An 18715-nucleotide genomic window follows, 5' to 3' on the forward strand; every position below is an offset into this window, starting at 1 on the left:
GAACACTCCCAACGGGAGAGCGCTCTCCGACAATCCCCGCAATGCTTCCGTCCTCCCGGCCGGGCGCTCTCCTCCACCCCCGCACTCCCCCACGACGCGCAGGAGGTCTCTCCATGCCACGGAGGTCCAGAACCCTCACCGGACTGCTCTTGTTCACCTCGTTGAGCCTGACCACGGCCGGGATCGCCGGGATCGCCGCGACGGCGAACGCGGCCCCCGAGACGGGCGCCGCCGCCCACACCGAGCACGCGGCGTACTCGATGCCCGGGATGCCCGGCATGCCGGCGTCCACCCAGGCGTCGGGCGACGACCCGGACGGGGACGGCTACATCATGGCCAACCCGCCGGTCACCGGGGTCACCCCCTCGATGGACGTACCGCCGCAGGCGTACTTCCACGAGTTCCAGGCCAAGTGCGCCCCCACGCACACCGCGCCGGACGACCCGATCGTCTACCCGGGCCAGCCCGGCAAGTCCCACGACCACACGTTCATGGGCAACACCACGACCAACGCCAACACCACGGCCGCCTCGCTGGAGACGGGCAACACCACGTGCCTGGCGCCCGGTGACAAGTCGGCGTACTGGATGCCGAGCCTGTTCAAGGGGGACCAGAAGATCCTCCCCGACGGCGTCCAGACCATCTACTACAAGGCGGGCGTCACCGACTACCGCAGCGTCCGCCCCTTCCCCAAGGGCCTGCGCTTCGTCGTCGGCAGCCCGATGCAGACCAAGGAGGAGTTCAAGAACCTGAAGGGCACCGTCGAGGGCTGGGAGTGCGGTGACTCGTTCAAGAACTACGACTTCCCCGCGTCCTGCCCGGACCGCCGGGAGGTGCAGCTCAACCTGCGCCTCCAGGCGCCGAGTTGCTGGGACGGCATCCACCTGGACACGCCGGACCACAAGAGCCACATGGCGTACCCCGTGGCGGGCGGCGCCAACTACAACTCCTGCCCGGCGGACCACCCGGTCGCGCTGCCGATGATCGAGTTCAAGATGGCGTGGCCGGTCAACGGCGACATGTCCCAGGTGAGGCTGGCGAGCGGGGCGGGCTACTCGTTCCACTACGACTTCATGAACGCCTGGGACACCGCCACGCTGGACGCGATGGTCACCCACTGCATCAAGGGCGGCCTCCAGTGCGACCCGCACGGCTACGACGAGAACCACCCCGGCAAGGGCGCGGTGCTCGACGGGAACTACGAACTGCCGTAGCCGGCGACGCGCGCGCACCCCACAGGTCCGGGGCCTTTTTTCGGCCCCCACCGGAGAGCGCTCTCCAAGATCGCGGAGGCCCCGGACCGCGCGCGACCCCACCCCGCATCCCCCCAACTTCCCCCACACGCAAGGAGCGACACATGCACCGTCCCCCCACCCGCACCACCCGGCGCCTGATGGCCCCGCTCGCGGCTGCCGCCCTCCTCGGCGGCGGACTGCTCGCCCTCCAGGCACCGGCGGCACAGGCAGCCGGCAACGTCGTGAAGGTCACCGGTTCGCAGGGCGACTGGCAGCTGACCGTGGACGGTTCGCCGTATACGGTCAAGGGCCTCACCTGGGGCCCGTCGGTCGCGGACGCCGGGAAGTATCTGCCGGACCTGGCGTCGATGGGCGTCAACACGATCCGCACCTGGGGCACGGACGCCACCAGCAAGCCGCTGTTCGACACGGCGGCCGCCAACGGCGTCAAGGTGATCGCCGGTTTCTGGCTCCAGCCCGGCGGCGGCCCCGGCAGCGGCGGCTGCGTCAACTACCTCACGGACACGCAGTACAAGAACGACATGCTCGCCGAGTTCCCGAAGTGGGTCGACACCTACAAGGACAACCCCGGCGTGCTGATGTGGAACGTGGGCAACGAGTCCACGCTCGGCCTGCAGAACTGCTACGGCGGCGACGAACTGGAGGCCCAGCGCAACGCGTACACCTCCTTCGTCAACGACATCGCGAAGAAGATCCACGAGGTGGACCCGAACCACCCGGTCACCTCCACCGACGCGTGGACCGGCGCCTGGCCGTACTACAAGAAGAACGCCCCGGACCTTGACCTCTACGCGGTCAATTCCTACGACGCCGTCTGCAACGTCAAGTCGGACTGGGAGCAGGGCGGTTACGACAAGCCGTACATCGTCACGGAGACCGGCCCGGCCGGCGAGTGGGAGGTGGACGACGACGCCAACGGCGTACCGGACGAGCCCACCGACGCCGCGAAGGCCGAGGGCTACACCAAGGCGTGGGGCTGTGTCACCGGCCACACCGGGGTGGCCCTGGGCGCCACGATGTTCCACTACGGCACCGAGGACGACTTCGGCGGCGTCTGGTTCAACCTGCTGCCGGGCGGCGAGAAGCGGCTCTCGTACTACGCGGTGAAGAAGGCGTACGGCGCGGACACCTCCGGTGACAACACCCCGCCGGTGATCTCCGGCATGACCGTCGACAACGCCACCGAGGGCGTCCCCACCGGCTCCGACGTGCGCGTCAGCACGCACACCACGGACCCGGACGGCGACGCCATCACGTACCAGGTCCTGTTCAGCAGCAACTACATCGACCAGAACAAGGCCCTGGTCCCCGCCGAGACCAAGGACAACGGCGACGGCACGCTCACCGCGAAGGCGCCGAGCAGGACGGGCGTCTACAAGGTCTACGTGAAGGCCAGGGACGGCCACGGCAACGTGGGCATCGAGACCAAGTCCCTCAAGGTGATCCCGCCGAAGGTCGACGGCACCAACGTCTCCCGGGGCAAGCCCGCAACGGCCTCCTCCTTCCAGACGGACCCGACCGGCGGCTGCCCGTGCGGCGCGGACAACGCGGTGGACGGCAAGTCCGACACCCGCTGGGCCAGCGACTGGAGCGACCCGCAGTGGCTCCAGGTCGACCTCGGCACCTCCACGGCCATCAAGCACGTGCAGCTGGCGTGGGACCCGGCGTACGCCAAGGGCTACGAGATCCAGACGTCGGAGGACGGCCGGAACTGGACGACGATCAAGACCGTGACCGACGGCAACGGTGACATCGACGACCTCGACGTCACCGGCACCGGCCGCTACGTCCGCGTCAACGGCACCGCGCGCGGCACGGGCTGGGGCTACTCGCTGTACGAGTTCGGCGTCTACAGCTGACCGGAGGACGGCACTCATGATGACTGCTCACCTGGACCGCGCCCGGCCCTACCTGCTCGGCCTGTTCCGCATCGTCATCGGGTCGCTGTTCACCTGCCACGGCGTCGCCTCGCTCTTCGGCGTGCTGGGCCGTGACACCCTCCGGGCGGGCACCTGGCCCGGCTGGTACGCGGCGGTCGTCCAACTCGCCGCCGGCCTCCTGGTCACCCTCGGCCTCGGCACACGCACGGCCGCCTTCGCGGTGACCCGCGCCGGGCAGCCGTTGCCCCGGCAGCAGGAAGCCCACCTCGGCGTCCCCGTTTGAGGGAACGGCCACGCCGCGACCGGCCCCCTGGGACTGCCCCTGGGGGGCCGGTCGGCGTTGGGGCGCGCGCGGAGAACCCGGTGCTCGCGGTGACCACGAGACTCCTCGACAGAGCCTGTGTGCCCGCAGGAGTCCCTCCGAGTGATCAAGTCGGCAGCTGCTGGGCCGCGCGGTGGTCGTGCGTCGGGATGATCGTGACCCGGTCCTTGACAGCGTGCAGGCGGTGCAGCGTCCGGAAGGTCTCGTGCCGGTCCTCGTCGGCGAGCTTGCCGGGGTAGCCGGCCTTTTGCCGGATGAGGCCGATCTGTTCGGTGTGCCAGGCGGCGTCGCCGGCGAGCAGCACCCAGCCCGCTGCCGTGTGCGCCAGAACTCCCACGCTGCCAGGGGTGTGCCCCGCGAGGTCGACGAGCACGACGGAACCGTCGCCGAAGAGGTCGTGGCTGGCGGCAAAAGTGAGGATCGGCGGGCCGTCCAGTTCGTACGAGACGATGCCCCGGCCGCGCAGGGCCTCGCGGACGCCACCCACGGGCGCGATCGAGCCCCGCACGACCCAGTCGTGTTCGCGGCGGTGCAGATGTACGGGCAGTTCGGGAAGATCCAGGAGTCCGCTGACGTGGTCCCAATGCGTGTGCGTCGGCAGCGCGAAGTCCAGGCCGGAACCCGGCCACTCACGCAGCGCGGTAATGGTGGCGACGGTGTCCGCCGGGGGACGCACCGCGACCCGCAGGAACGGCGGCAATTCCGCAACGGCGCGGCTGCCGACATCCAGGCAGACCCCCGGATCCACGATGAACGTCGATTCCGGGTGGGTGATCACGAACGACTGCAGCGCATTCGCGATGCGCCGCGGTTGCCGCAGCCCCTCCACGATCAGTGCGGTGGGCACGGACCGTGGCACCTGTCTCAGTGCGGACACGGTGACCGACACCGCCGTGTCCGGTAGCCCCGCGTCGGTCAAGCTGCGCAGAAACCGCTGGTCGCGGCGTCGGGGACGTACAAGACCCGTGGCCAGGCTTGCGACCGCGCCACAGCACGCGGCCAGCGTCGGTGATCTCACAGCGTCGGACATGGCAGCCCTGTCCCTCTCGCGATCGGGTGGTGGGTTCGATGGCGGGACGGTATAACTTCAGGCCGACCTGAAGTAAAGGAGTGCGATGTCCGCAGTGGAGTTGAAGATCGGCGATGCGGCTGCCCTGCTCGGGGTGGCCACCCATGTCCTCCGACACTGGGAGGACATCGGACTGCTCACCCCGCGCCGGCTGCCCTCCGGGCACCGCGTCTACGACGACCAGACCGTCGGCCGGGCCCGGCTCATCCAAATCGGCCGGCGGGCAGGGCTGTCACTCGCCGAAATCGGTGAACTCGCCGTGGGGGAACGAGCCGACCGCATAGGCCTGGTCAACGCGAAGCGCGCCCGGATCGCCGAACACATCACGAACCTCGAACTGGCTGACCGGTTCCTGGCCCACTTGGTGCACTGCGTACACCCGGTCATCTCCGACTGTCCGGAGTGTTCCGCCCTGGTGGAACGGGGCGCGCGGTCGGCGATCACCCAGTGACACGGCATGAGAACGCTTGCGGCACGGCCGTGGTGAACGCGCGCTTTCACGAGGCGGGCTGTCCGGCACTACCCAGGTGAAGCACCCTGTCGGGGTGATAACGGGGGCCCGTGGGACCGGTGACCATGACGGGCCGGGGGCGCCCTGGTGGCCGGGCGTCCCCGGTTCCTCGCGGCATCCGTCCTGGAAATACTGAAGCCCGCCGCGTGCGCCGCTCAGCCCGTCGTCTTCGCCGGGCCCGTGCTCAGGTACGTCTCGCGCTGGACGATGTGGCCGGCGTTGTCGTCGGGGTCGTGGTTGACCTCCAGGAGGCGGCCGTCGGACGGGGAGACGATCCAGTTCGGGCGGAGGGCCGGGGCGGACTCGAGCTTGAATCCGGTGGGGGTGTCCGTCCCCTTCGGGCTGTCCGTCCCCTTCGGGCTGTCCGCGTCCTTGGGGCTGTCCACGTAGTAGTTCGGCCAGAAGCCCCAGTCCTTCGGGTTCTTTTCGGTGAAGCGCTTGGCCCACTTCCAGGAGATGCGGGTGCCGGCGCGGCCCTTCGCGTCCTTCGCGCCCTCCTCCACCGTGGCCCCGGGAGTCTTCGCCAGGACACGGAAGATCGCGGCGCGCAGCTCGGGGGAGAGGGGGGCGTCGGTCAGCAGCTGGCCGGCCTGCTGGACGGTCTGCTGGGCGGCGTCGTCGGCCCCGTGGGAGCCCGCGGCCAGTCTGCGACGCAGTGCGTCGGGCTCGGTGGGCAGGCCGGCGAGGCCCTCCCAGGTCACCCTCCCCTTGCCGACCGGCCAGCTGGCGCGCCCGGGAATCGCCTTGGTGAAGGTCCGTCCGTCCGCGGTCATGATGGTCACCGAGTTATGGCTCAGGTAGCGCGTGTCCACTCGGGGCTTCCCGCCCTCGACCCACGACTCCACCGTGCTCTTCCAGTACGCCGAGGACCTGATCTGCCCGGTGATCATCCCGCCGTGGGCGCCCTTGGAGACCGTGAGGTGGTCCGCCATGCTCGTGAACACCTCCGATGCCGACGCGCTCGCCGCCGGGCCGTCGCCCCCGAAGTCGGTGACCGGGAGGACCGCCGCGCCCACCGCCACCGCCGCGACCGCGGCCGCGAGCGCGAGCACCCGGCGGCGGCCGAAGCGCGGGGCGGCGACCGGGGCCGAGGCGTCCGCCGCGATGGCCTCCAGGACCAGCGAGTGCGCGCGGGCCTGGACCGCCGGGTCGAGGGGTTCGGTGCGGCCGGCGCGCTCCAGGGCGGCGGCGCCGGGGAAGTCGAGCAGGTCCGTGGGGTGGTTCTCGTGCGTCATGCGAAGTCTCCCGTCAGGGTCGTACGGGTGGGGCCGGTCAGTCCGTCGCGCAGGCGGGCGCGGGCCCGGTGCAGGCGGGAACGGGCGGTTCCGGCGGGGATGCCGACGGCGGCGGCCGCCTCGGCGGGGGTGAGCTGCTCCCAGGCCACGAGCACCAGCAGTTCGCGCTCCGCAGCGGGGAGTTCGGCGAGTCTGCGGCGCAGCTCCGGGGCCACCGAGGCCGCGTCCAGGCGCTGATCGACCGCCTGCCACGGGTCGGCCGTCACGGCGTCGGGTTGCTGCCCGCTGCGGGCGGCCGCGCGCGCCGTGGTCTGCCGGTGGCGGGACAGCACGTTGCGGGCGACGCCGAACAGCCAGCCCCGGGCTGAGCCGCGCGCGGCGTCGAACGTCGCGCGGTGGGCGTACGCCTGGAGCCACACCTCGGAGAGCAGGTCGTCGGCGGCGGCCGGGGCGCGGCGTACGAGGTAGCCGTGCAGGGCGGTCGAGTGCCGGGCGACCAGCGGCTCGAAGGCGGTGGGCTCCCGCGCGGAACGGGCGAGCAGGTCCTCGTCCGGGTCCATAAGGTCTCCTGTCCGGGACCGCCGGGCGGCGGTCTCACCCCGTACTTGCACAGGAGGGCCTCAACCGTTCGCGGGCGGCTCCGGCTACTCCGAAACCGTCGCCCGGAACCCCGTGTTCACCGCGGTCAGCCCGCCGTCCACGCACAGCGACGTGCCCGTGATCCACTCCGCGTCCGACGACGCGAGGAACGCCACCGCCTTCGCGATGTCCTCCGGTTCGCCGACCCGGCCGAGCGGGTAGAGCGGGGCGACCCGGTCCAGTTCGGCCTCGCGGCCCGTCCAGGCGTCGGTGCGGATCGTGCCGGGGACGACGAGGTTGGCCCGGACGCCGCGCGGGCCCGCGTGGCCGGCGAGGGTGCGGGTGAGGCTCGCGAGGCCCGCCTTCGCGGCGCTGTAGGCGTGGTTGCCGAAGTCCTGCACGCCGTTGACGGAGCCGATGGAGACGATCGCGCCCCGCCCGGACGCGGCGAGGTGCGGCATCGCTGCGCGCGAGCACCGGTAGGCGCCGCCCAGCGTGATGTCGAGGTCGCGGTGCCAGGTCTCGTCCGGCTCGTCCTCGAAGAGCGTGCTGTCGACGTTGCAGGAGTACGCGTTGTTGACGAGGACGTCGAGCCCGCCGAAGGTCTCCACGGCGTACGCCACCGCCGCCTCGACCGCCGCCCGGTCCGCCACGTCGCAGGCCCGCGCCTCGGCCGTGCCGCCGCCGCCCCGGATCTCCGCCGCCACGGTCTCCGCCCGCTCCCCGTCGAGGTCGGTGACGAGGACGCGGGCGCCCTCCGCTGCCATCAGGCGGGCGGTGGCGGCGCCGATGCCCCGGCCCGCACCGGTGATGAGGACGCCGTATCCGTCGAAGCGCGCAGGAGTCATGCCGCCGACCGTACCGCGCGCACCAGGACCCGGGCCCGGGGGGCGGCTGGCGGCAACTCCCCCGGCACGCCCGGCAGTCACAACGCCGACCGCACCGCCCGTACCAGCGCCTGCGCCCGGGGGTCGGCCGTCACTCCCTTCTGGAGGCCGTTGGTCACGTACCCGAAGGCGATCCCCGACTCGGGGTCCGCGAAGCCCAGCGAGCCGCCCCGGCCGGGGTGTCCGAAGGAGCCGGGCGCGAGGAGCGGGCTGGCCGGGCCGTGGAGCATGTAGCCGAGGCCGAAGCGGGTGTTGACGACGAGGACCTGGTCCGGGCCCGCCGACTCCTCGGTGCGGGCGAGCGTGAGGGTCGCCGGGGCGAAGAGCCGCTGGCCGTCGACCGGGCCGATCATCGCGGCATAGCAGCGGGCCAGGCCGCGCGCGGTCGCGGTGCCGTTGGACGCGGGGAGTTCGGCGGCCCGGTAGCCGGGGTCGTTCTCGTCGGGCAGCGGGTCGATCGCGCCGAACGCCCGCCGGGTCAGCGACTCCGGGTCGCGGTAGGCGTCCACGACGGACCGCTTCGGGCGCATCCGCAGCGCCCCGGTGTTCTCGGTGGCGGGTGGTTCGACGGGCCCGATCCGGCCGACCCGGTGGGCCTCGTCGTCGGGGATGCCGAACCAGAAGTCGAGGCCGAGCGGGCGGGCGATCTCCTCGGCGACCCAGCGGCCGACGGTGCGCCCGGTGACGCGGCGTACGAGTTCGCCGATGAGCCAGCTGAAGGTCTGCGCGTGGTAGCCGTGCGCGGTGCCGGGCTCCCAGGCCGGGGCCTGGGCGGCGACGGCGTGCGCCCCGCTCGCGCCGTCCGCGGCCTCCTCCGGGGTCAGCGGCCGGTCCAGGGCCGGGACGCCGGCCCGGTGGGCGAGGAGGTGGCGGACGAGGACGCGTTCCTTGCCGTTCGCCTTGAACTCCGGCCAGTACGTGGAGACCGGGGCGTGCAGGTCGATCTGGCCGCGCTGGTGGAGCAGCAGCGGGACGGCCGCGGCGATGCCCTTGCCGGCGGAGCGGACGACCTGGACGGTGTCGACGGCCCAGGGTTCGGCGCCGTCCACGTCTCTGGTGCCGGCCCACAGGTCGACCACCTTGCGCCCGTGCCGGTAGACGGCGACCGCCGCCCCCCGGTCCCCGCGCTGCTCGAAGTTACGGACGAAGGCTTCCCGGACCGCTTCGAATCCGGGCGCCGCCGTGCCGCGTACGTCCACCCCTGCTGCCGCACTCCCGCTCATCCCCCCATGGTGCACGGCGCCGCAGGTGGGAGGTGGGGCGGGTCACCCGGAATTCACCGTCACGGAACGCGGATCGAAGCCGTAGGGGAGTTCCAGGCGGTGGGCGCGCATCAGGGGCTCGTCGCAGAGGAGGTCCTGGGTGCGGTCGTCGGCGGCGATGACCCCTTCGCTGAGGATCACCGCGCGGGGGCACAGCTCCAGGGCGTACGGCAGGTCGTGCGTGACCATCAGGACGGTGACGTCCAGGGAGCGCAGGATGTCGGCGAGTTCGCGCCGCGACGCCGGGTCCAGGTTGGAGGAGGGCTCGTCCAGGACCAGGATCTCCGGGCGCATGGCGAGGACCGTGGCGACGGCGACGCGGCGGCGCTGCCCGAAGGAGAGGTGGTGCGGCGGCCGGCCCGCGTACTCCTCCATGCCGACCTGTTTCAGCGCCTCCATGACCCGCTCCTCCAGCTCCGCGCCGCGCAGTCCCCCGGCGGCGGGTCCGAAGGCGACGTCCTCGCGGACGGTGGGCATGAAGAGCTGGTCGTCGGGGTCCTGGAAGACGATGCCGACGCGGCGGCGGATCTCGGCCATGTTCCGCTTGTCGACCGGCAGTCCGGCGACGCGCACCGATCCGGCGCCCGCCTCCAGGATGCCGTTGAGGTGGAGGACGAGGGTCGTCTTGCCGGCGCCGTTCGGGCCGAGGAGCGCGACGCGTTCGCCGCGCCCGACGGTCAGGTCGACGCCGAAGAGCGCCTGGTGGCCGTCGGGATACGCGTAGGCGAGGCCGCTGACCTCCAGGGAGGGCGGTACGGGGGCGGGGTCGGGGCTCATACGGTCCATCCCACCAGACACACGGCGAGGGCGAGCAGCGGGAGGGCCGAGGCGTACGCCCACTGGGTGCGCGAGGCGGTCACCTCGTCGATGACGGGCATGGTGCCCGCGTAGCCCCGGCTGACCATCGCGAGGTGGACGCGTTCGCCGCGCTCGTAGGAGCGGATGAACAGGGCCCCGGCCGATTTGGCGAGGACGCCCCAGTGCCGTACGCCGCGCGCCTCGAAGCCCCGGGAGCGGCGGGCGATGGACATGCGGCGCATCTCGTCGGTGATCACGTCGCCGTACCGGATCATGAAGGACGCGATCTGGACGAGCAGCGGCGGCAGTTTGAGGCGCTGGAGGCCGAGCAGCAGCTCGCGCAGCTCGGTGGTGGAGGCGAGGAGCACGGACGCGGCGACCCCGAGCGTGCCCTTGGCCAGCACGTTCCAGGCCCCCCAGAGGCCGGGGACGCTGACGGAGAGGCCGAGGACGTGGGTCTGCTCGCCGGGCACGACGAACGGCATGAGCACGGCGAACGCGACGAACGGCACCTCGATCAGCAGCCGCTTGAGCAGGAAGCCGACCGGGATGCGGGCGAGCGCGGTGACGCCCGCGATGAGCAGCGCGTAGAGCCCGAAGGCCCAGACGGCTTCGCGCGGGGTGGAGACGACGACCACGACGAAGCAGAAGACGGCGGCGAGCTTGCAGTGCGGCGGCAGGTCGTGGACCGGTGAGTGCCCGTGCCGGTAGAGCTTGTGGGCGTGGCCGGCGCCCATGTCAGACCTTCTCCTCGGTACGGGTGTCGGCCTCGCCCTGCGTACGGCGGCGGCGCGAGACCACGTAGAAGGCGCCGCTGCCCGCGACCAGGGTGGCGCCGACGCCGATCACGCCGGCGAGGCCGCCGGAGAGCCGGGCGTCGGAGACGTCCTTGACGCCGTAGTCGGCGAGCGGGGAGTCCGCGGTGGCGTGCTCCTCGGCCTCCTTGTCGATGCCCTGGTCGGCGGCGACCTTCTCCAGGCCGTCCGGGTCGGCGGAGGCGTAGAAGGAGACGAACCCGGCGAGCACGAGGGCGGTGACCAGGCCGGTGACCCAGAGGCCGCGGGTCGGGCGGTGCCCGGCGGGGGCGGGCTCGCGGGCGGGGGCCGGGGCGGCGTCGACCAGTTCGCCGTCGACGCGGAGCTTGAGCGGGGCGGCGAGGCCCTTCGCGCCGTGGACCAGGTCGGGGCGGACGGCGACGACGGCGCCGACGGTGAGCGCGGTGATCACGGCCTCGCCGATGCCGATGAGGACGTGGACGCCGCCCATGGCGGTGAAGACCTTGCCGATCGGGATGTCCGTGGTCCCGCCGATCCAGTAGATCAGCGTGAAGGCGCAGGCGGCGGCCGGTACGGAGACGAGCGCGGCGACGAACGAGGCGGCGGTCACGGAGCGCCGGGTGCGCGGCAGCACGCCGAGCAGGCCGCGGAAGAGGGCGTACGCGACGACGGTGGTGACGACGCCCATGTCGAGGATGTTGACGCCGAGCGCGGTGAGTCCGCCGTCGGCGAAGAGGATGCCCTGCATCAGCAGGACGACGGATATGCAGAGCACGCCCGTATACGGTCCGACGAGTATCGCGGCCAGCGCGCCGCCGAGCAGGTGGCCGCTGGTCCCGGCCGCGACGGGGAAGTTCAGCATCTGCACGGCGAAGATGAAGGCGGCGACGAGCCCGGCCAGCGGCGCGGTCCGCTCGTCGAGTTCGCGCCGGGCCCCCTTCAGGCTGACGGCGACGGCACCGGCGGCGACGACGCCCGCGACGGCGGAGACAGGTGCGTTGATGAATCCGTCGGGTACATGCATGGGGGGGGCTCCGCTTCCTGCGTTCTCGCGTTGCTGCGCCGGGTGCGCGGGGTCGTGAACCTCTCAATGATAGGACCTTGTTGCGAAACGTTCGCAAGAGCACGTCCCCCACAATTGCAGAGGGCTTTCAAAGTGCCCTTTACGTAAAATATGGGACATTGGATAACAAAGTTGCAGAAGCAGGATGGAGAGTCGGCCCATGTCCTCCGTGATCCATGACCATGCCCGTGCCCGGCTCGTCACCGACGCCCGCGACCTGCCCGTCGTCCCGGTCGAGCTGCGGTTCGACAGCGCGGACTCCCCCGCGGCGGTCCGCATCGCCTACCCGGGCGGCACGGAGTGGTCCGTCGAGCGCGAACTCCTGGAGCGCGGGCTGCGCTACCCGGTCGAGCAGGACGGCTGGCGGATATGGCCGTGCGGCAGGGTCCAGGTGGTCGTGGAGCGGCACGACACGGCCGGCGTCGACGTCGTCCAGTTCGACTGCGCCCCGCTGGTCCGCTTCCTGCGCCGTACGCATCAGGAGGCGCCGCAGCACCACGAGGCGCCGCACCGCGAGGCGTCGAAGCCGGAGACCGCCCGCGCCTGACGTCCTCCCGACACACCTCCTGACACACCGAGAGCCCCCGTGCACACCCGTGCACGGGGGCTCTCGCCGCCCCGGCCCCCCGTCCCCACAGGTCGCCGGGCTCCCGGGGCCGCGCATCGCTCGGACGCGGCCCCGGAGTCCAGTCCGCGCGGGTCAGACGCGGATCAGCTCGCGCTCGCCGCCCGACTCCGGGCCGGCGTCGCCGGACGACGGCTCGTCCAGCTCCTTGCGCAGGCCCTCGCCCTCGACGTCCACGTTGGGCAGCGCGCGGTCCAGCCAGCGCGGCAGCCACCAGGCGCGCTTGCCGAGCAGCGCCAGGACGGCGGGCACGATCGCCATGCGGACGACGAACGCGTCGAAGAAGACGGCGATCGCCAGCGAGAAGCCGATCATCTTGATCATCTGCTCGCTGGAGCCGATGAACCCGGAGAACACCGCGATCATGATCACGGCGGCGGCCGTGACGACCCGCGCCCCGTGCTTGAAGCCGGTGACGATGGCCTGGCCGGGCTTCTCGCCGTGGACGTACGCCTCACGCATCCGCGTGACGAGGAAGACCTCGTAGTCCATCGCGAGGCCGAAGACCACGCCCACCATGAAGATCGGCATCATCGACATGATCGGACCGGTCTGCTCCACCCCGAAGAGCGAGCCGAGCCAGCCCCACTGGAAGACCGCGACGACCGCGCCCAGGGCCGCGACGACCGAGAGCAGGAAGCCGAGCGCCGCCTTCAGCGGCACCAGCACCGACCGGAAGACCACCATCAGCAGCAGGAAGGCGAGCCCGACCACGAGCGCCAGGTAGGGCAGCAGCGCGTCGTTCATCTTCTGCGAGAAGTCGATGTTCATCGCGGTGGAGCCGGTGACCAGCACCTCGGCGCCGGTGTCGGACTTGATGTCCTTGCCCGCGTCGCGGATCGCGTGGACCACGTTCTCCGTCTCGACGGAGCTGGGGCGGTCCTTCGGGACGACGGTGATCATCGCCGCGTCGCCGGCCTTGTTGAACGAGGCCGGAGTGACGGCGACGACGCCCTTGATACCGGCGATCTCGTCGCCGACCTGCTTGGCCGCGGCCTTGCCGTCCGCGCTGTGCTCGGTGTCCACGACGACGAGCAGCGGCCCGTTGAAGCCGGGGCCGAAGCCGTCGGAGAGCAGGTCGTAGGCGCGGCGCTGAGTGGTGCTGGTGGGCTGGGAGCCGTCGTCCGGCAGGCCCATCTCCAGCGAGGCGGCCGGTACGGCGATGGCGCCGAGGCCCAGGACGCCGACGAGCAGCACCCAGACCGGCTTGCGCAGCACGAACCGGGCCCAGCGGGTGCCCATGTTCGGCTTCGCCTCGGGCTTGTTCTCCGCGTCGGCGGCCTTGCGGGCCTTGCGCCCCAGGATGCGCTTGCCCACGAAGCCCAGCATGGCCGGGACGAGGGTGAGGGCGATGAGCACGGCGATGGCGACCGTGCCGGCCGCGGCGAAGCCCATCTTGGAGAGCATCGGGATGTTGACGACGGCCAGGCCGACGAGGGCGATGATCACGGTGAGCCCGGCGAAGACGACCGCGGACCCGGCCGTGCCGACCGCCCGGCCCGCCGCCTCCTCGCGTTCCCGGCCCTCGGCCAGCTCGGCGCGGTAGCGGGAGACGATGAACAGCGCGTAGTCGATGCCGACGGCGAGGCCGATCATCATCGCGAGCGTGGAGGTGGTGGAACCCAGGTCGAGCACGTTGGCCAGGGCGGTGATCGTCGAGACACCGATGCCGACCCCGATCAGGGCGGTGAGCAGCGGCAGCCCGGCCGCGATGAGCGAGCCGAAGGTGATGACGAGCACCACGGCGGCCAGGGCGATGCCGATGACCTCGGTGGCGCCGGTCTCCGGCATCACCTGGAGCGCGTCACCGCCGATCTCCACGGTCATCCCGCTCTTCTGGGCGTGGGTGCCGGCGTCCTCCAGCGCGTCCCGGGTTGCGTCGGTCAGCTCCATCGAGTTGACCTTGTACGAGACCGAGATGTACGCGGTGGAGCCGTTCTTGGAGACGGCGTCGCCGGTGTACGGGTCGGTGACCGAGGCGATCTGGCCGGAGCCTTCCTTCAGCTCCCGGGTGATCTTGTTGACCTCGGCCTTGTTGGCCGCGTCCGTCATCTTCTCGTGCTCGGGTGCCTTGAAGACGATGCGCGCGGTGGCGCCGTCGGCGCTGGCGGCCGGGAAGCGCTGTTCCAGCAGGTCGAAAGCCTTCTGGGCCTCCGTACCGGGGATGGAGAAGGAGCTGGAGGTCGCGGTGGCTGCGGAGGACGCGCCGAACCCGGCGAGCGCCAGCAGTGCCACCCAGATCAGGGCGACATAGCGGCGGCGCCGGAAGGCGAGCCGTCCGAGCTTGTAGAGGAATGTGGCCACGAGGGCGTACTCCCGGTCAGGTCGTTGAGTGGAAAAGGGCGTGAGGAACCAGCCCGACGACGAGAGCGGCGTGTCAGGTGGGGCTTGGGGAGGGGGCCGTACGGAAAAGCGCGGGGACCCGGAGTCAGACGCCGAGAGCGGGGAGGATCACGGAGTCGACGTAATCGAGGAGGAATGCCTGGTCGACGGGGCGGTCCTCGACCAGCTGCCGGGTGGCGACGGCGCCCACCAGCATGTGCGGTACGTAGCGGAGCGCCGGGTTGTCCGGGCTCACCTCTCCCCGGTCCACGGCCCGGCGCAGCAGCGTGTCGAGACCGGTCATCTCCGGTTCGATCAGTAGTTCGCGCAGGGCCTGCAGGAGGTCGGGGTTGTCGTGGACGGCATGGCTCAGACCCCGCATCAGCGCGGCGTCCTTCTCCATCTGACAGTCGTCACTGCGGCTGAGTACGGCATGGAAGTCACCGCGCAGTGAGCCGGTGTCGACCTCGCCGAGGGTGCCTGGTTTGTTGTGCCGGAGGGCCGTGACGACGAGCGCCGGCTTACTCCCCCACTGGCGGTAGAGGGTGGCCTTGCTGGAATGCGTACGGGCGGCGACGGCGTCCATCGTGAGGGCGTCGTAGCCGACTTCGCGGAGCAGGTCGAGCACGGCGGCGTACAGCTCGCTCTCACGCTCGGGCGTGAGCCGTGTGCGTGCCATGGTTCGACCTCCTGTCCGATGAGGCATCGAACGAAACCGTTTCGTACAGCAGAACGGTACCTCGCGCGCCGAGCGAAACGAAACGGTTTCGTTTGTGGCTCGCGCCACAAGTCGCGGGTCCTCCTGAGTTGCCGCACCCCCCTCGCGCGGAAAGCATTGGGGGGTGAGTGACGACGTCTCGTATCTCCGGTTCCCGCACCTCCACGAGGATCTGCTCTGCTTCGCGGCCGAGGACGACCTCTGGGTCGCCCCGCTCGCCGCCGAGGGGGAGCGCCCCGGCCGGGCCTGGCGGGTCACCGCCGACCGGACCAGAGTCGGCCATCCCCGGTTCTCGCCCGACGGGACCCGGATCGCGTACACGTCATGGCGCAGCCTCGACCCCGAGATCCACCTCGCCCCGGTCGCCGGCGGACCGTCCCGCCGGCTCACCTACTGGGGCTCCACCGACACCCGGGTCTGCGGCTGGACGCCCGACCCCGGCGACGCGGCGCAGATCCTCGCCGTCTCCTCGCACAACCAGCCGTTCTCCTACTTCTCCTGGGCCTACAGCGTCCCCACCGACGGCAGCCCCGGCGGCAAGCTCCCCTGGGGCCCGGTCACCGACATCGCGATCGCCGACATCGAGGACGAGCGCCGCACCCTGCTGCTCACCGGCACCCCGCCGCACGAACCGGCGGCCTGGAAGCGCTACCGGGGCGGGGCCATGGGCCGGCTGTGGCTGCACGGCGAGCGGCTGCTCCCGGACATCGGCGGGCACCTCGACACCCCGATGTTCGTGGGCGGCCGGATCGCATTCCTCTCCGACCACGAGGGCGTCGGCAACCTCTACTCCTGCCGCCCGGACGGCACGGACCTGCGCCGCCACACCGACCACGACGCGTTCTACGCTCGGCACGCGGCGAGCGACGGGCGCCGCGTGGTCTACCAGTGCGCGGGCGAGCTGTGGCTCGTGGACGACCTGGAGACGCCCGACGCCGTGCCCCGGAAGCTGGAGGTCCGGCTCGGCGGCCCGCGCTCCGGACGCCGTACGTACCAGGTCCCGGCGTCGAGCCATGTGGACGCGGTGTCGGTGGACGAGACGGGCCGGGCGAGCGCCGTGTCGGTACGCGGCAGCCTGTACTGGCTCACGCACCGCGACGGGCCCGCCCGCACCATCTCCGACACCCCGGGCGTACGGGTGCGGCTGCCGGAGATGCTGGGCAGCGGGGGCCAGGTCGCCTACGTCACCGACGCGGAGGGCGAGGACGCGGTCGAGATCGCCCAGCTGCCGCGCGCCAGCGGCGACCGCCCCACGCGCCGCCTGGCCTGGGGCCGGATCGGCCGGGTCCAGGAGATGGTCTCCGATCCGGACGGCGAACGCCTCGCCATCGCCTCGCACGACGGCCGCCTGCTGCTCCTGGACACCGACGAGGAGACGTCCACGGGGGAGCCGGCCGAGCTGATCCGGTCCGTCAACGGGCCCGTCCGCGACCTGGCCTTCTCCCCCGACGGCGCCTGGCTGACCTGGTCGCACCCGGGCATCGGCCGCTCGCTGCGCAAGATCAAGCTGGCCCGGATCGGCGGCCCGGGCGAACCGGCGATCGTGGACGTCACCAACGGCCGCTTCGAGGACGAGAACCCGGTGTTCACGGGCGACGGCCGCTATCTGGCGTTCCTGTCCTGGCGCGGCTTCGACCCGGTGTACGACGTCCACACCGGCGACCTGTCCTTCCCGCTCGGCTGCCGCCCCTACCTGGTCCCGCTCTCCTCGGCGACCCCGTCCCCCTTCGCCCTGCTCCCCGACGGCCGGCCGGCGGCGGGCGGCCTGGACCCGGTCGACTCGGCCGAGGCGGGGATGACGGAGGGGTCCACGGTCACGGTCGAGTTCGAGGGCCTGGAGAGCCGGGTCACGCCGTTCCCGGTCTCCGCCTCGAAGTACTCCGCGCTGGCGCCGGTCAGCGGCGGCGGGCTGGTGTGGCTGCGCTGGCCGATCTCGGGGGCGCTCGGCGAGACCTTCGCCAACCCGGCGGACATGTCGGGCCGGCCGACCCTGGAGCACTTCAGCATCGCCAAGGCGAAGAAGACCGAACTCGTGCCGCATCTCGACTGGTTCGAGGTCAGCGGCGACGCCTCCCGGCTGGTCGTGATGGACGACGGCGAGCTGCGCGCGGTCCCCGCCACGGAGCCCGGCGACAACGACTCGACCGTCTATCTGGACCTGCGCCGCATCCTGCACGAGGTGGACCCGGCGGCGGAGTGGCGCCAGGCGTACGACGAGGCGGGCCGCATCACCCGCTCGTACTTCTGGGAGCCGGACATGTGCGGCATCGACTGGACGGCGGTCCTGGACCAGTACCGCCCCCTGGTCGAACGCGTCGCCACGCCGGACGAGTTCGCGGACCTGCTGCGCGAGGTGCTGGGCGAGCTGGGCACCTCGCACGCGTACGTGTCGCCCGCCCGCCGCAACGAGGGCCCGCCGCACTACCAGCGCGCGATCGGCCTGCTCGGCGCCAACTTCGCGTGCCGGGACGGCGCCTGGACCCTGCTGCGCATCCTGCCCGGCGACTCCTCGGACTCCAAGGCGCGTTCCCCGCTGGCCGGTACGGGCATCCGCGAGGGGGCGGTGCTGACCCATGTGGACGGCCGCCCGGTGGACCCGGTCGCCGGGCCCCACCCGCTGCTGGCGGCGGCGGGCGGCACGACGGTCGAGCTGACCTTCCGCCCGGCGGAGGGCGGAGGGCGCCCGCGCCGCATCGCGGTCGTGCCCCTCGTCGACGAACGGCCCCTGCGCTACCAGGACTGGGTCGCCAAGCGCCGCGAGGTGGTCCGGGAACTGAGCGGGGGCCGGTGCGGCTACCTCCACATCCCCGACATGGGCGGATCCGGCTGGGCCCAGTTCAACCGCGACCTGCGCATGGAGGTGTCCCGCCCCGCGCTGATCGTGGACGTACGCGGCAACGCCGGCGGCCACATCAGCGAGCTGGTCGTGGAGAAGCTCACCCGTACGATCCTGGGCTGGGACCTGACCCGCAACGCCCAGCCCGTCTCGTACGCCTCCAACGCCCCCCGGGGCCCCGTGGTCGCCCTCGCCGACGAGGCGACCTCCTCCGACGGCGACATGATCACGGCCGCGTTCCGCCTGCTGAAGCTGGGCCCGGTCGTCGGCCAGCGCACCTGGGGCGGCGTCGTCGGCATGACCGGCCGCCACCGCCTGGGCGACGGCACGGTGATCACGGTGCCGATGAACGCCGCCTGGTTCGACACGTACGGCTGGTCCGTCGAGAACCGCGGCGTCGAACCGGACCTGGAGGCGCTGCGCACCCCGCTGGACTGGGCGGAGGGCCGCTACGCGGTCCTGGACGACGCGGTCCGCACGGCCCTGGACCTGCTGGCGGCGCATCCTCCGGCGACCCCGCCGACGTACGACACGGCCCCGGACCTCAGGCGGCCGCCGCTGCCGCCGAGGTAGGGG

Annotated in this window: 15 protein-coding genes and 1 pseudogene; 6 read left to right on the plus strand and 10 right to left on the minus strand. The window is 71.9% G+C overall.

The window, feature by feature from the left end; all coding sequences use genetic code 11:
* Positions 1-113: 113 nt before the first annotated feature.
* From ACN6LM_RS08470 to ACN6LM_RS08480, 3 genes and pseudogenes are all read left to right on the plus strand, one after another.
* Positions 114-1214, plus strand: coding sequence for a DUF1996 domain-containing protein (locus tag ACN6LM_RS08470; RefSeq protein WP_445064656.1), 1101 nt, complete (start codon positions 114-116; stop codon positions 1212-1214).
* A gap of 143 nt (positions 1215-1357) precedes the next feature.
* Positions 1358-3115 carry a discoidin domain-containing protein gene (locus tag ACN6LM_RS08475; protein WP_445064657.1) on the plus strand — a complete coding sequence of 586 codons (1758 nt, stop codon included), beginning with the start codon at positions 1358-1360 and terminating at the stop codon, positions 3113-3115.
* Positions 3003-3353: pseudogene (locus ACN6LM_RS08480) on the plus strand (DoxX family protein); the annotation flags it as partial. The gene ACN6LM_RS08475 and the pseudogene ACN6LM_RS08480, both read left to right, overlap by 113 nt.
* Positions 3354-3564: 211 nt before the next feature.
* Here ACN6LM_RS08480 and ACN6LM_RS08485 read toward each other — a convergent pair.
* On the minus strand, positions 3565-4305 hold the full coding sequence (locus ACN6LM_RS08485) for an MBL fold metallo-hydrolase (RefSeq protein WP_445064658.1): 741 nt from the start codon (positions 4303-4305) through the stop codon (positions 3565-3567).
* Positions 4306-4573: 268 nt separating this feature from the next.
* On the opposite strand from ACN6LM_RS08485, the gene ACN6LM_RS08490 reads away from it, so the two are divergent.
* Positions 4574-4978, plus strand: a complete 405-nt coding sequence (locus tag ACN6LM_RS08490; protein ID WP_445064659.1) for a MerR family transcriptional regulator — start codon at positions 4574-4576, stop codon at positions 4976-4978.
* A 215-nt stretch (positions 4979-5193) separates the two neighbouring features.
* Here the strand turns inward: ACN6LM_RS08490 and ACN6LM_RS08495 are convergent, their stop codons facing one another.
* From ACN6LM_RS08495 to ACN6LM_RS08525, 7 genes are all read right to left on the minus strand, one after another.
* On the minus strand, positions 5194-6273 hold the full coding sequence (locus tag ACN6LM_RS08495; RefSeq protein WP_445064660.1) for a CU044_5270 family protein: 1080 nt from the start codon (positions 6271-6273) through the stop codon (positions 5194-5196).
* Entirely contained in the window at positions 6270-6833 is a 564-nt protein-coding gene (locus ACN6LM_RS08500) for an RNA polymerase sigma factor (RefSeq protein ID WP_445064661.1), read from the minus strand. The genes ACN6LM_RS08495 and ACN6LM_RS08500 overlap by 4 nt, the downstream gene beginning before the upstream one ends.
* Positions 6834-6917: 84 nt before the next feature.
* Positions 6918-7700 carry an SDR family NAD(P)-dependent oxidoreductase gene (locus tag ACN6LM_RS08505; protein WP_445064662.1) on the minus strand — a complete coding sequence of 261 codons (783 nt, stop codon included), beginning with the start codon at positions 7698-7700 and terminating at the stop codon, positions 6918-6920.
* Positions 7701-7777: 77 nt separating this feature from the next.
* Positions 7778-8938: a serine hydrolase domain-containing protein gene (locus ACN6LM_RS08510; protein WP_445064684.1), complete on the minus strand. Its 1161-nt coding sequence runs from the start codon at positions 8936-8938 to the stop codon at positions 7778-7780.
* Positions 8939-9004: 66 nt separating this feature from the next.
* Entirely contained in the window at positions 9005-9778 is a 774-nt protein-coding gene (locus ACN6LM_RS08515; RefSeq protein ID WP_445064663.1) for an energy-coupling factor ABC transporter ATP-binding protein, read from the minus strand.
* The gene (gene cbiQ / locus ACN6LM_RS08520; protein WP_445064664.1) at positions 9775-10536 is read right to left on the minus strand and encodes a cobalt ECF transporter T component CbiQ; all 762 of its coding nucleotides are present in this window, start codon (positions 10534-10536) and stop codon (positions 9775-9777) included. Before cbiQ ends, ACN6LM_RS08515 begins: the two co-directional genes overlap by 4 nt.
* Position 10537: 1 nt before the next feature.
* Complete coding sequence (locus ACN6LM_RS08525; RefSeq protein ID WP_445064665.1) at positions 10538-11599, minus strand: energy-coupling factor ABC transporter permease; 1062 nt, start codon at positions 11597-11599, stop codon at positions 10538-10540.
* A 199-nt stretch (positions 11600-11798) separates the two neighbouring features.
* On the opposite strand from ACN6LM_RS08525, the gene ACN6LM_RS08530 reads away from it, so the two are divergent.
* Complete coding sequence (locus ACN6LM_RS08530) at positions 11799-12185, plus strand: SsgA family sporulation/cell division regulator (protein WP_445064666.1); 387 nt, start codon at positions 11799-11801, stop codon at positions 12183-12185.
* A gap of 153 nt (positions 12186-12338) precedes the next feature.
* Here the strand turns inward: ACN6LM_RS08530 and ACN6LM_RS08535 are convergent, their stop codons facing one another.
* Positions 12339-14567 carry an MMPL family transporter gene (locus ACN6LM_RS08535; protein ID WP_445064667.1) on the minus strand — a complete coding sequence of 743 codons (2229 nt, stop codon included), beginning with the start codon at positions 14565-14567 and terminating at the stop codon, positions 12339-12341.
* Between the two features lie 124 nt (positions 14568-14691).
* Complete coding sequence (locus tag ACN6LM_RS08540; protein WP_445064668.1) at positions 14692-15264, minus strand: TetR/AcrR family transcriptional regulator; 573 nt, start codon at positions 15262-15264, stop codon at positions 14692-14694.
* Between the two features lie 163 nt (positions 15265-15427).
* Here ACN6LM_RS08540 and ACN6LM_RS08545 point away from each other — a divergent pair, with 163 nt between their 5' ends.
* Entirely contained in the window at positions 15428-18712 is a 3285-nt protein-coding gene (locus tag ACN6LM_RS08545; protein WP_445064669.1) for a S41 family peptidase, read from the plus strand.
* Positions 18713-18715 lie beyond the last annotated feature (3 nt).

The organism is Streptomyces sp. SAS_281 (assembly GCF_052542855.1).